We start from the raw sequence: 12,980 nt of genomic DNA, 5'->3' as shown, positions 1-12,980 counted from the left end.
ACGTTAGATGAGACAACTTAAAATTACGAAGCAGGTAACAAACCGTGAAACTGCTTCGCTGGATAAGTATTTGCAAGAAATTGGTAAAGTTGACCTGATCACCGCAGATGAAGAGGTGGAGTTGGCACAACGAATTAAAGCGGGTGATGACCGTGCTTTGGAGAAACTAACAAAAGCGAACCTTCGTTTTGTGGTATCTGTAGCGAAACAATATCAAAACCAGGGATTAACCCTTCCCGACCTTATAAACGAAGGAAATTTAGGATTAATAAAAGCTGCCAAACGATTTGATGAAACCCGGGGTTTCAAATTCATATCCTATGCCGTTTGGTGGATTAGACAGTCTATTCTGCAGGCTCTTGCAGAGCAGTCTCGTATTGTGCGTTTACCGCTCAACAAAATTGGTTCAATAAACAAGATCAACAAAACTTTTGCTTTCCTTGAGCAGTCACATGAGCGTCCGCCAAGTGCCGAAGAGATCGCGAAAGAACTTGATATGACTATTAATGATGTTAAGGAATCAATGAAGAATTCCGGGCGTCACGTATCTATGGATGCTCCTTTGGTAGAGGGAGAAGATTCTAACCTTTATGATGTACTTCGTTCAGGAGAATCTCCAAACCCCGATAGAGAACTCCTTCATGAGTCTTTGCGTACAGAAATTGAAAGAGCTCTTGAAACCCTTACTCCCAGAGAAGCCGATGTAATTCGTCTTTATTTTGGACTCGGAGACCAGCATCCAATGACTCTTGAAGAAATTGGCGAGACTTTTGATCTAACAAGAGAAAGAGTAAGACAAATTAAAGAAAAAGCTATCAGAAGGTTGAAACACACCTCCAGAAGCAAGATATTAAAGACATACCTGGGTTAATTCCCGGTAAAGAAGCAACAGTTGATTACTGTTCGTTTTTTGATTGATTGATGAAGAACCCGGAGCTGATTACTCCGGGTTCACCTTTTTATAAAAGTGTCAAAAATGGCATTTTTGAAAGGAAATTTTCAAGCAAGAAGTTAAGCATCAACTACTTGTTTGGTTATCTTCTCATTTTTATTATTTTTGGCAGCCCAAAAATATACTCATGAATTATGCAATAAGCTACGTAAGTACCGTAGCTTCAGGAATTTCCGAAAATGAAATTGAGAACCTCCTTAAATTAACCAGCTCCAATAATAATCAGGTTAAGATCACCGGTATCTTATTATACTCTAATGGCAACTTCTTTCAGGTTTTAGAAGGGGAAAAAACAATGGTGACAGACCTTTTTGAGAAGATACAACAAGATAAAAGGCATTATAACCTCATTCCTATTTTCAAAAAAGAAATTGAAGGTCAAAAATTTGATACTTATGAGAACTTGTTTTTAAGCCTGGATGCCGCCTACAACAGGGAAGAGTTAGATTATTACAAATCTCATATAGAAAAACTCGACCCCTCAATCCGAAATTCAGTAAACTATGTGCTGGAGAATTTTTCCTAGGAAATTCTAATGTTCCCAGCTAAAGTTGATCACTCCCGTAGCTATAAGAATAACAATAATGACCAGAAGGATCACGGCTATAAAACAGCCCATTTTACCATAACTCCTTTTTCCACTTCTTTCTTCTACTTCCATAAATGCTTTTTTAGGTTGTTAGTCACTTAAAGATACAAAAATCCTGATACAGCAATTCCCCTTCCCTCAGCTAAGCCTTTTAGTATAATTCTTGTTACTTTTGCAGCACAACAACACCCACATGAAAGACAGACTTATAGCTCCCTCTCTTCTGGCAGCCGATTTTGGAAACCTGCAGCGCGACATAGAAATGGTCAACAAGAGTGAAGCCGACTGGTTTCACATCGATATTATGGACGGAGTATTTGTTCCGAATATCTCTTATGGCATGCCCGTACTGGAAGCCATAAACAAACACGCAAAAAAGGTTATTGACGTGCACCTTATGATCGTTGATCCAGACAGGTACATCAAGGAATTCGCTGCACTGGGAGCCAATAATCTTTCGGTGCATTACGAAGCCTGTACCCACCTGCATAGAAATTTACAGGCTATTAAAGCTGAAGGTATGAAAGCAGGTGTAGCGCTCAACCCACACACCCCGGTACATCTATTGGAAGACGTCATTGGAGACATTGACCTGGTTTGTATGATGAGTGTGAATCCCGGTTTTGGCGGACAAAGTTTTATTGAGAACACCTATAAAAAGGTGAAACAACTAAAAGAAATCATTGAACGTAACGGTGCTTCTACGCTCATTGAGATCGACGGTGGCGTCACAGATAAAAATGCAGCCCAACTCATTGAAGCTGGCGCAGATGTTTTAGTCGCAGGTAGTTTTGTTTTTAAAGCCGAAGATCCTACACAAACCATTAAAGAGCTAAAAGATCTTGTCAATAAATAAAGAAGAAAACATGTTTGATGTGATCATCGTTGGTGGAGGGCCTATTGGGATAGCCTGTGCCCTGGAGGCAAAAAAGAATGGTCTCTCCTACCTCATTTTAGAGAAGGGAACCCTGGTGAATTCACTCTACAATTACCCTTCTAACATGACCTTCTTTTCAACTTCTGAAAAGCTTGAACTGGATGAAATCCCTTTTATCAGTACCAATCCAAAGCCCCACAAGCAGGAAGCTCTCGAGTACTACCGAAGAATTGTTACTTCAAATCATCTTAAAATTAACCTTTTTGAGAGGGTAGAAAAAATAGAAACTGAAGACAACCTGCATAAGATCACAACTTCTAAGGCAAGCTACCGCTCCAAAAATGTCATTATTGCGACAGGTTTTTACGACATCCCAAACTACCTGAATATTCCCGGGGAAGATCTCCCAAAAGTAGCGCATTATTACGGCGACCCTCACTTTTACGCCACTCAAAAGACAATCGTGGTAGGCGCCAGTAATTCGGCTGTCGATGCCGCACTCGAGATCTACCGTAAAGGTGGAGATGTAACTATGGTGGTTAGAGGCCCTGCCATTGGGGAACGTGTAAAATACTGGGTCAAACCCGATATTGACAACAGGATTGATGAAGGCAGCATAAAAGCTGTTTTTAATGCTGAAATAAAAGAGATCAAAGAAACTGAAGTAATTATCATTTCCAAAGATGAGGAACAGGTACTGGAAAATGACTGGGTACTCCTGCTCACCGGTTACCGTCCTAATTTCGAATTTTTGAAGAATATTGGGATCGATCTCTCACAGGACGGTAAAAAAATTCCGCAGTATGATCCAGAATCCATGGAGTCTAATGTAAAAGGCATCTACCTCGCCGGAGTTATTTGTGGCGGCACCGAAACTCATAAGTGGTTTATAGAAAATTCGAGGGTTCACGCGAAAATGATTGTGCAGAATATAGTTAAGAGTTAGGAGTTTCTAGTTTTGAGGCTTAGCTGGATCTTGTCTTCTCGACAGATTGAGCTTTTAGAAAAGCGAATGTCGAGTGATCTCATGTTCAGAGAAACAACAAATCTCCATCCGCGAAATCCGCAGGAAATTTAAATTTCTTAAATTCGTACTTCTACCTTCGTAACTCTAACTTCCACCTATGTCTAAAGACCGCCGCATCTGGACAATTGGTCATTCCACTCATTCGCTTGATGAATTTCTGGATTGGATAAAAGCGCATAAAATTGAAGTCCTGGTGGATATTCGTCGCCATCCTGGCTCAAGGAAATATCCACACTTCAACCAGGAAGCTTTAGCCGACTCTCTTCCCAAAAGTGACATTTTTTATCATCATTTTGAACATCTTGGTGGCAGGCGAAAAACCAAACCCGATTCTGTTAATCAGGTATGGCGGCATCCGTCCTTCCGTGGATATGCAGATTATATGGAAACTTCTGAATTTAAAACAACCATTGAAGACCTAAAAGCTATTGCTACTAAAAATAGAACTGTCATAATGTGTTCTGAAGCAGTTTGGTGGAGCTGCCACCGGTCCATGATTTCAGATTTTCTAAAAGCTGAAGGCTGGGAGGTCCTCCACATCATGTCCCCATCCACAACTACCGAACATCCGTACACCAAACCCGCAAAGATCGAGGATGGAAAGCTGTTTTATAAGGAATGAATTTCTTCAAAAAGTCGTCCGTTAATATTCAGCTTTTGCCTGTCACGGGCTGCGGGTTGCGGGTTGCGGGTAAAAAAAATATTGCTGGTTGCAGGTGATTGCATTCACTTCCTCACTAAGCTTCGAGGGATAAAAAATATTGTTTTGAAGTTAAATTCTGGTTACACGTGGTCACCAATCCCTAATCACCACTCCTAACTTCGTACTTCTAAAATCTAACTTCGATGAGTTCTAACTTCAATTAGTCGATCATCGACAGCTGGATACGTTTTCTCGCCTCATCTACCTCCATCACGGTTACCTGTACGTGTTGATGCAACTTTACAACCGAGTTTACGTCACTTACAAATTCATTCTTCAGCTTGGAGATATGCACGAGTCCGCTTTCCTTGATCCCGATATCTACAAAACATCCGAAGTTAGTGATATTGTTGACAATCCCCGGTAGCTTTAATCCGGGTTTGAGGTCGCTAATGCTCTTCACGTTAGGATCAAATTCAAACACTTTTGCCGACTTCCGCGGATCTACTCCCGGTTTCTCCAGCTCGCGCAGAATGTCTAGAATAGTGGGCAAACCTACGGTGTCAAAAATGTAATTTTCAGGAGTAATTTCTGAAATGAGTTTTTTATTCCCAATCAGTTCTACAATCTGAACTTTAAGATCTGCAGCCATTTTCTCTACTATGGAGTAACTTTCAGGATGCACGGCCGAATTATCGAGAGGATTTTTAGAGCCCGGCACCTTCAGGAATCCAGCGGCCTGTTCAAAAGCCCTTGCTCCAAGACGTGGTACTTTCAGCAGATCTTTTCGGGAAGAAAACTCGCCTTTTTCCCTCCGGTAATTAATGATGTTCTCGGCCAAAGACGCGCCAATTCCCGAAACATAACTCAGCAGCGGTGCGCTCGCACTATTCAGGTTCACACCTATAGCGTTTACACAACTCTCCACTACGCGATCAAGTTCATTCTTTAGTTTTGTTTGGTCAACATCGTGCTGGTACTGCCCCACCCCAATAGATTTGGCATCGATCTTTACCAGCTCGGCCAAAGGATCGGCCAAACGGCGACCAATGGAGACGGCGCCACGAACCGTTACGTCATAATTCGGAAATTCGGCCCTCGCTATTTTTGAAGCCGAATATACCGAAGCGCCGGCCTCGTTCACCACAAATACCTGCACATCCCTGTCAAAAAGTATTTTTTTAATGAAAAATTCGGTTTCCCGGGAAGCCGTGCCGTTCCCAATCGCTATAGCCTCAATGTTATAAGCATTGACCAGGGATTTTACCTTTTTTGAAGCCAAAGCGGTTTCTCTTTGCGGCGCATGCGGAAAAATTGTTTCGTTGTGTTGCAAATCGCCCTTCTCATCAAGGCACACCAGCTTACAACCCGATTTAAAACCGGGATCTAGCGCCAGGATCCGTTTGCTGCCCAAAGGTGGCGCCAGCAGCAACTGCCTTAGATTATCGGCAAAGACCTTTATGGCTTCCGTATCTGCTTTCTCTTTTGCAGCCGATAAAGCTTCATTTGAAAGTGCCGGAAAAAGCAACCTCTTCAGGGCATCATCAATGGCTTCTTCTATATGTTTAGTAGAAGAGTTTCGCTGGGATTTCAGAATAAATCCTGATACAATCCTGTAAGACTCCTCATGCTCCACCTCAACTTTCACCCTTACAAAACCTTCCTTTTCCGCCCTAAGAATGGCCAATAGCCGGTGAGAAGGAATATAATTCAGCTTTTCTTCCCACTCAAAATAATTCTGAAACTTTTGCGCATCTTCCTCTTCAGCTTTCTTTTTGATCACTTTGGAAGAAATAATGGCTTTCTGCTGAAAAAGCTTCCGAAGCCGGTTCCGCACTCCCTGGTGTTCATTGATCCATTCAGCAATAATATCTTTAGCGCCCTGCAAAGCGGCTGCAACATCCCCAACATCTTTAGTGACAAATTTCCTGGCTGAAGTTGTTATGTCTCCCGAATTTTGGGCCATCAGGATCTTAGCCAAAGGTTCAAGTCCCAGCTCCCGTGCAGTATCGGCCTTTGTTTTGCGCTTTTTCTTATAAGGCAGGTAAAGATCTTCCAGCTCCACCAAATTTCCTGAAGCTATGATCTTCGACTCCAGCTGCGGAGTGAGAAGTTCCTGCTCGGCGATAGATTTTAAAACCGCTTTTTTCCTTTTTTCCATTTCCTCATATTCCACTTTAAATTGCAGGATCTCTGCAACCTGCACCTCATCTAAATTACCCGTCATTTCTTTTCGGTAACGGGAAATAAAAGGAATAGTAGCATCTTCTTGTAAAAGTTGAAGCGTGTTTTCAACGCTTTTCTTCGGAAGACCTGTACGGGTTAAAACAAAACTGACTGGATTCATTGCGGCTAAATGTAGTGGAAAATGGCAAAGATAAAAGCCTTGTGGGTCTTTCCATAAAAAAAGCCTTCCGAAAATTAATTTCGGAAGGCTTTTTTTAGACCCTTTAGGCTGTTATACCAGCACTACATCTTCAACTTTTGAAGAGGAGCCGTATCCGGCCAAAATTCTTCCGTAGAATTTAAGGTCGGCATCACTATTTTTAAAGCTCTTTCGAAGACTTGCCACAGCTTTTGCAAGCGGGATCTTGTGAACTTTGATTTCAGGATAAGGTGAATTTTCTTCTTCATTTTCCACACCTACTTCTATGCTGTTCGTTTTTTTGTCATAGCAAACAAAAGCAGCCTGGTAGTTGTGTTTAATAAGTTCTTCAAGAGAAGCAGGAAGTTTATCGCATTCCCTGCACTCTTCAATCTGGTGCGGCAATAGGTTGAGCACCTGATTCTGAATTTCGTTTTTACTTTGATATGAGATCATTTTCCTTCAATTTTTTTCTAAAAATAATCCAGATCAGGCTGTCCAAAATACTTTTTAATTTAGGTTTAACTTAATTTCTTGTCATTGCCTAAGCTGCTGTTAATTTTCTAAAGAAAATTCTTACTCTTGAATTTCAGCGTTCTATATTTTGTAAGTGAATAATTCTCTGCGGAAGCATCTTCTGTCAAACCCTGCTTAAAAGTTTTGTATTTTGGAAAAAAATTGCATCATGACCGCTATAGCAGAAAAAGAATTCCGGAATGATTTCACGCAGCAGTTTGAAGGAGATGAAAGTGGTGACCGCACTCCCCGCCAAACCCCCGGAAAATTATACAGCAAGACAATACCAACCCCGGTTGCTGCGCCTAAATTATTGGCCTGGTCAAAGAATCTGGCCGAAGAATTGGGAATAGCGGATCCTTCTACGGAAGATGTGCAAATACTGGCCGGCAATAAAATTACTGCCTCCATGAACCCTTATGCAGCCCGTTATGCAGGGCATCAATTTGGAAACTGGGCAGGGCAACTGGGCGATGGCCGTGCGATTACATTGGGAGAATGGGGTTCCAAAAATGGCATTTTTGAGCTGCAATTAAAAGGTGCAGGGCCCACTGCTTATTCGAGACATGCCGATGGGCGGGCGGTGTTGCGATCTTCGGTAAGAGAGTATTTGATGAGTGAAGCTATGCACCACCTGGGAGTTCCCACTACCCGGGCACTGGCTTTAGTGGAGACCGGAGACAAAGTACTGCGCGATATGTTCTATAACGGAAATCCCGAATACGAACCCGGTGCTATTGTATCCCGCGTAGCCCCCTCCTTCTTACGCTTCGGAAACTTTGAATTACTGGCTGCCCAGGGTGATAAGGAAAAAATGAAACAGCTGATAGACTGGACCATTGATCGATATTTTCCGCATCTTACGGAAGAAGATCGCATCCTCACCTGGTTCCAGGAAGTGGTAGACAAAACGGCATTTTTGATGACCGAGTGGCAGCGGGTGGGATTTGTACACGGGGTGATGAATACTGATAATATGTCTATACTGGGGCTAACCATTGATTACGGGCCGTTCTCTTTTCTTGACCACTATGATCACAACTTTACACCCAACACCACCGACCTTCCGGGCCGCCGTTACGCCTTTGGGAACCAGCCTTCAATTGGTTACTGGAACCTTGGCAGGCTCGCCAATGCCATTTCTTTACTTTTTGATGACACCGAAGGTCTTGAAAATGCGCTCGACTCCTACGAAAAGATCTTTTGGGATTACTATTATGAAATGATGGCAAAAAAGTTAGGCTTTCAAACCCCCGGAAAAGAGGAAAAGAAAATCATCGCGAGATTTGAAGCAGTACTTTCCAGTATTCAGCCAGATATGACCCTCTTCTATCGGCTTTTAGCTGAAATACCTTCTGAAACCGTACCTGAGACCCTGCTGAAACACTTTGCACCTTCATTGTACAGTGACCTCCAGCCCAAAGAACAGGAGGAGTTGGTTGCTTTATTGACAGACTACTCAAAAATGGCAAAAAATGACGGGCTTTCGGAAGAAGCCAGGAAAAACCTGATGAACCAAACCAATCCCCGCATCATCCTTAGAAATTACCTATTGCATGAAGCCATAGAGGAACTGGAACGGGGAGAGAATAAATTATTTGTAAGGCTACAGGAAGCGATGAAGCAGCCTTACGCAACAGACGGCTTTGAAGATCTTGTAAAAAAACGACCAGAATGGGCAGAGACTAAAGCCGGCTGCTCCATGCTCTCATGCAGCTCATAGCCTCAAAATTTTAACTAATTTGTTAATATACTAAAATCACATTTGTAGGTTTTATTCTCAAATTCAGATATTTAACAGGACAAAAGTTGGTTAAAGCACAAAAAAATCCTAATTTTATAGGAAATCTTTAAGACGATTTTATAGTATTAACCTAATAAATGATTCACCATGAGTGCTCAAAGAAGAAAATCTGAAGATAAAGAGAAAGCGATAACATTCGAGGTTTGGTCTGATCATTGCGCTGTGGCTGCGTTTTTTATATTCCTCGTGCTGCTGATATTCATCTCCTAAAATCAGCCCTTCACATTTATAAATTTTAATTAGAATCAGCTCCCTTAGGTGCAATTTTGTTCCGGATGGCTCCTGATGAATACTTCTATATGCCATTCCCCTCGAAAAGTTTAATCAACTTCACTTTTTGATGTACAAATAAGAGACTTCAAAAATGCCATTTTTGACAGGTATCCTGCCATTTTCACCATCTTTCAGGATCTTCAATTAATTCCGGCAAAAGTAAATTTCGGCTGTAATTCCAATCATCCATCATAAAGTACTTCATATAGTTTAATAAATATTTCAGCTTTAAAATTCCGCAGAGAATTTGCACAGAAGATCTTTCAGGATAAAAACTGAAATACTAGACCTTTTTTTGATCTACTTCCAGGTTTTCCTTGTTGCTTTTAAACGGCCTTATGATCAATCTTGCCGCTTTATCAAAGTTCACGTAATTGTAGACCCAGTTAAAGAAAGTAATGAGTCGGTTTCTAAAGCCGACAAGAAAATACAAGTGGATAAACATCCAGATAAACCAGGCAAAGAAGCCGCCAAATTTCAATTTTCCAAGATCTACTACGGCTTTGTTTCTTCCCACAGTGGCCATGGTACCTTTGTCATTATAAACAAAGGGTTCCATTTTTTCCCCTTTTAGGATGCGTTTAAGGTTCTTTGCCAGGTGTTTCCCCTGCTGTATTGCGGGCTGGGCTACCATAGGATGCCCTTTGGGATAATCTTCATTGCTCATCAAAGCAATGTCTCCAATGGCGAAGACATTCTCATAACCTTTCACCTGGTTAAAGACGTTAACCTCATAACGATCGGCCCTATCTACCAGTGCCGATGCGTTCAAACCTTCTACCGGTGCGCCCGAAACGCCTGCCGCCCATATAAAAGTGGAAGTGTTAAACGTGAGGTCTTCTTTATTTGTAGTCACTTTTTGACCATCGTACTCCTGTACCATCACATTGAGGTGGATCTCTACCCCGAGATCTTTAAGGAATTTTTCGGCTTTTTTGGAAGCTTCGGGACTCATTGGCGGCAAAACCCTGTCCAGCCCCTCAATAAGATGGATTTTCATTTCGGAAGGATCGAGATCCCGGAAATCTCTGGGCACAATGTGGTTGCGCACTTCGGCAATAGCGCCGCAAAGCTCCACTCCCGTGGGGCCGGCACCGGCAATCACAAAGTTGAGCAAAGCCTTCCGTTTTACGGGATCTGGTGTGATTACTGCCTGCTCAAGATTTTCGAGGATTAAACTGCGAATATTAAGTGCCTGCGGAATAGTCTTCATCCACATGGCATTTTTCTGAATACTCTCATTTCCGAAGAAATTAGTGCGGGAACCTGTGGCCAGTACAAGATAATCGTAAGCCAGCTCGCCAATGGAGGTTACAATTTTATTTTCTTCAGGAACAATACGCTGAACTTCGGTGAGCCTGAAATAACCATCTGTACTGTGGCGGGTGATCTTACGCAAAGGATAAGCTATAGAATCGGGTTCGAGGCCCGAGGTGGAAACCTGGTACAACAAAGGCTGAAAGGTGTGATAGTTGTGACGGTCCAGCAAAACCACCTGCAATTTCTCCTTTAAAAGGTGCTTTGCAATTGAAATTCCTGCAAAACCACCACCTACAATGACCACACGAGGGTATTCAGAAATGGGAATATTCATCTTATATAAGCCTTTCTTTCAAAGTTAGAGCTTTCCGCAGAATAAAAAGAAGATTAATAAATTTTAAGGGAATTGTAACAAGATCGCTACTTTCACTACTAATTAAGAACCTAAACAATCTTGTGAAGAAAGAACTGGAACATGAATTTGTAAGTCATCTTGAAAAGCACCAAAACATAGTGCACAAGATTTGCCGCATGTATACCAATGACCAGGAATCTCACAATGATCTTTTTCAGGAAATTACCATTCAACTTTGGAACGCCTACCCAAAATTTAGAGGTGATTCAAAATTTAGCACCTGGATGTACAGGGTAGCTCTTAACACGGCTATCACCCTCTATAGAAAATCGAAAAAACAACTGCGCACCCAGAATTATGACGAGGTAAGTTTTAAAATAAAGGCAGATGTTTATGATGATGAGGTTGAAAAACAACTACAATTAATGTATAAAGCGGTAAAAGAACTAAATGATATCGACAAGGCTTTGGTCTTTTTATACCTGGAAGACCAGTCTTACCGGGAGATTTCTGAAATGCTGGGGATATCTGAAGTCAATGCACGCGTGAAGATGAACAGGATCAAAAAGACCCTAAGAAATATTTTAAATCCGTAGTACCTACCACATGGATGAACTAGAATTTTTAAAACAAAACTGGAAAAAGCAGGAAGAGAATCTTCCAAAGCTTTCTTATAATGAGATCTACAAAATGATCTGGAAGAAATCCTCTTCCATCGTTAAATGGATCTTTGTAATTAGCGTTGTAGAGTTGCTTCTTTCCTCTTTGTTCACTGTTTTTATGGCCGATGCCGATTACTGGGAGCAAATGGAGCAACTACACATTAAGAAGATCCAGATTGGAATGTATGTGATTAGCTACCTCATCACCTTCTATTTCATCTATTGCTTCTACCGCAATTACAGGAGAATTTCTTCTACAGACGATGCTGCAACACTCATGAAGAATATTCTTAGAACCCGAAAAACTGTAAAGTCCTATATTGCATACATCCTTATTTCAACCGGGTTATATTCGGTAATTATTACCTACTATACCATCCAGAACCACCAGCTGGTACAGGAGGTGACCGATTCTTCCAAATATACTTTTGATGTTGTAGACTGGATTAAATTTGCCGTAGCCGGTTGCATTATACTTGCTGTATTCCTCCTCGCTCTATGGCTGTTTTACAGGTTGATCTACGGAATACTTTTAGGCAGGCTCAAGAGAAATTACAAAGAGCTGAAAAGGCTGGAAATGTAAATATGGTGTTTCCTTAACTTACTTCGGAAATATCTGAAAAGGGATGGAATAATTTTAGAACCTGAACTACTCCTGAAGGAACCCCTCGCGGAATTGCAAATCCGCGCCATCGGAATTACTCAAATCTGAACACTAATCACTGATCACTCTTTTAAAAAACCTCGTCACGGATTACAAATCCGCGCCATCGGAATCATTCAAGAATCACTGTTACTAAAATACTGCTCACTGACTACTGAATACTGATCACTCCTTTAATACTCCCACTGCCGGGTTTTGTTCAGGGCCTCCATCACTTCCAGTTCTTCCTGCGGGATTACTTTTAGGAAAGACGGATGTTGTTCAATAGCATATTCCAGTTTTTCTACAATTTCCTCTATGGTTTCGTTATCATAATCAATCACCAGCGGTTCCTTGATCTGAAAACTCTGTAAAATGCCTTTTTTACGGACCCTTAATCCCTTTTTGTCAAATGAACGCCTGAAGCCATCAATAACAATAGGGATAACAATCGGTTTGTACTGCTTTATGATATGGGCTGTACCCTTTCTAATCGGTTTAAAAGGCTTGGTGGTTCCCTGCGGAAAGGTGATTACCCATCCATCTTCCAAAGCCATTCCTATATTTTTGTGATCGTTGGGATTTACTTCCCGCTGTACTTCTTTTCCTTTTTCGCGCCAGGTCCTTTCTACCGAAACTGCCCCGGCATAAGCCATTATTCGGGTGAGGAGGCCTGAATTCATAGTCTCCTTAGCCGCGACATAATAGATATTGAGCTTGGGTTGCCATAAGTAGCCTACGTTCTTGATAGAATCTACCCTTCCGCTTAATGCAGCATTAAATACGTGAAACATTGCCGTGACATCGGCAAAATAAGTTTGATGGTTTGAAACAAAGAGTACGTTATTATCGGGCAGGTTTTTGATTATTTCAGATCCTTCGATCCTGAGTTCATTGAAACCTCTGTATCGCCTATGTGAGAGCACTCCGAAGATGCGGATGAGCCATTTTTTCAAGTAAAGATAGTGCCCAAAAGGATTCTTTTTCAACATCCCCATTTATTCCCTGAGATTT

The 12,980-nt window shown here is 41.6% G+C and carries 13 protein-coding genes; 8 read left to right on the top strand and 5 right to left on the bottom strand.

What is annotated here, in order from left to right; translation table 11 throughout:
- The first annotated feature begins 7 nt into the window (after window positions 1–7).
- On the top strand, window positions 8–871 hold the full coding sequence (locus ACQ93I_RS14245) for a sigma-70 family RNA polymerase sigma factor (RefSeq protein ID WP_029035204.1): 864 nt from the start codon (window positions 8–10) through the stop codon (window positions 869–871).
- A 208-nt stretch (window positions 872–1,079) separates the two neighbouring features.
- Window positions 1,080–1,478 (top strand): BLUF domain-containing protein, encoded by a 399-nt coding sequence (locus tag ACQ93I_RS14240; protein ID WP_431699077.1) that lies wholly within the window; start codon window positions 1,080–1,082, stop codon window positions 1,476–1,478.
- Window positions 1,479–1,484: 6 nt separating this feature from the next.
- Here the strand turns inward: ACQ93I_RS14240 and ACQ93I_RS14235 are convergent, their stop codons facing one another.
- Entirely contained in the window at window positions 1,485–1,613 is a 129-nt protein-coding gene (locus tag ACQ93I_RS14235) for a hypothetical protein (protein ID WP_431699076.1), read from the bottom strand.
- Between the two features lie 121 nt (window positions 1,614–1,734).
- Here ACQ93I_RS14235 and rpe point away from each other — a divergent pair, with 121 nt between their 5' ends.
- The 3 genes from rpe (at window position 1,735) to ACQ93I_RS14220 (ending at window position 4,067) form a co-directional block, all read left to right on the top strand.
- On the top strand, window positions 1,735–2,397 hold the full coding sequence (gene rpe / locus ACQ93I_RS14230) for a ribulose-phosphate 3-epimerase (RefSeq protein ID WP_431699075.1): 663 nt from the start codon (window positions 1,735–1,737) through the stop codon (window positions 2,395–2,397).
- Window positions 2,398–2,407: 10 nt separating this feature from the next.
- The gene (locus ACQ93I_RS14225) at window positions 2,408–3,364 is read left to right on the top strand and encodes a YpdA family putative bacillithiol disulfide reductase (protein WP_431699097.1); all 957 of its coding nucleotides are present in this window, start codon (window positions 2,408–2,410) and stop codon (window positions 3,362–3,364) included.
- 178 nt (window positions 3,365–3,542) lie between these two features.
- Window positions 3,543–4,067, top strand: coding sequence for a DUF488 family protein (locus ACQ93I_RS14220; protein WP_431699074.1), 525 nt, complete (start codon window positions 3,543–3,545; stop codon window positions 4,065–4,067).
- 241 nt (window positions 4,068–4,308) lie between these two features.
- Here ACQ93I_RS14220 and ACQ93I_RS14215 read toward each other — a convergent pair whose 3' ends face one another.
- Both ACQ93I_RS14215 and ACQ93I_RS14210 read right to left on the bottom strand, forming a co-directional pair.
- Window positions 4,309–6,435 (bottom strand): Tex family protein, encoded by a 2,127-nt coding sequence (locus tag ACQ93I_RS14215; protein ID WP_431699073.1) that lies wholly within the window; start codon window positions 6,433–6,435, stop codon window positions 4,309–4,311.
- A gap of 111 nt (window positions 6,436–6,546) precedes the next feature.
- The gene (locus ACQ93I_RS14210) at window positions 6,547–6,909 is read right to left on the bottom strand and encodes a hypothetical protein (protein WP_266070691.1); all 363 of its coding nucleotides are present in this window, start codon (window positions 6,907–6,909) and stop codon (window positions 6,547–6,549) included.
- 229 nt (window positions 6,910–7,138) lie between these two features.
- On the opposite strand from ACQ93I_RS14210, the gene ACQ93I_RS14205 reads away from it, so the two are divergent.
- Window positions 7,139–8,692, top strand: coding sequence for a protein adenylyltransferase SelO (locus ACQ93I_RS14205; protein ID WP_431699072.1), 1,554 nt, complete (start codon window positions 7,139–7,141; stop codon window positions 8,690–8,692).
- A gap of 637 nt (window positions 8,693–9,329) precedes the next feature.
- Here the strand turns inward: ACQ93I_RS14205 and ACQ93I_RS14200 are convergent.
- Window positions 9,330–10,640, bottom strand: a complete 1,311-nt coding sequence (locus tag ACQ93I_RS14200; RefSeq protein WP_423819553.1) for an NAD(P)/FAD-dependent oxidoreductase — start codon at window positions 10,638–10,640, stop codon at window positions 9,330–9,332.
- Window positions 10,641–10,762: 122 nt separating this feature from the next.
- On the opposite strand from ACQ93I_RS14200, the gene ACQ93I_RS14195 reads away from it, so the two are divergent.
- On the top strand, window positions 10,763–11,257 hold the full coding sequence (locus ACQ93I_RS14195; protein WP_266070688.1) for an RNA polymerase sigma factor: 495 nt from the start codon (window positions 10,763–10,765) through the stop codon (window positions 11,255–11,257).
- Window positions 11,258–11,267: 10 nt separating this feature from the next.
- A complete protein-coding gene (locus ACQ93I_RS14190) occupies window positions 11,268–11,906 on the top strand; it encodes a hypothetical protein (RefSeq protein WP_431699071.1) in 639 nt (212 codons plus the stop codon).
- A 254-nt stretch (window positions 11,907–12,160) separates the two neighbouring features.
- On the opposite strand, the gene ACQ93I_RS14185 is transcribed toward ACQ93I_RS14190, so the two are convergent.
- A complete protein-coding gene (locus tag ACQ93I_RS14185; protein ID WP_431699070.1) occupies window positions 12,161–12,964 on the bottom strand; it encodes a lysophospholipid acyltransferase family protein in 804 nt (267 codons plus the stop codon).
- Between the last annotated feature and the right edge of the window lie 16 nt (window positions 12,965–12,980).

Origin of the sequence: Salinimicrobium sp. WS361 (genome assembly GCF_050750585.1) — a bacterium.
Taxonomy (GTDB): Bacteria; Bacteroidota; Bacteroidia; order Flavobacteriales; family Flavobacteriaceae; genus Salinimicrobium.
This window is presented reverse-complemented; position numbering and strand designations above follow the sequence as displayed.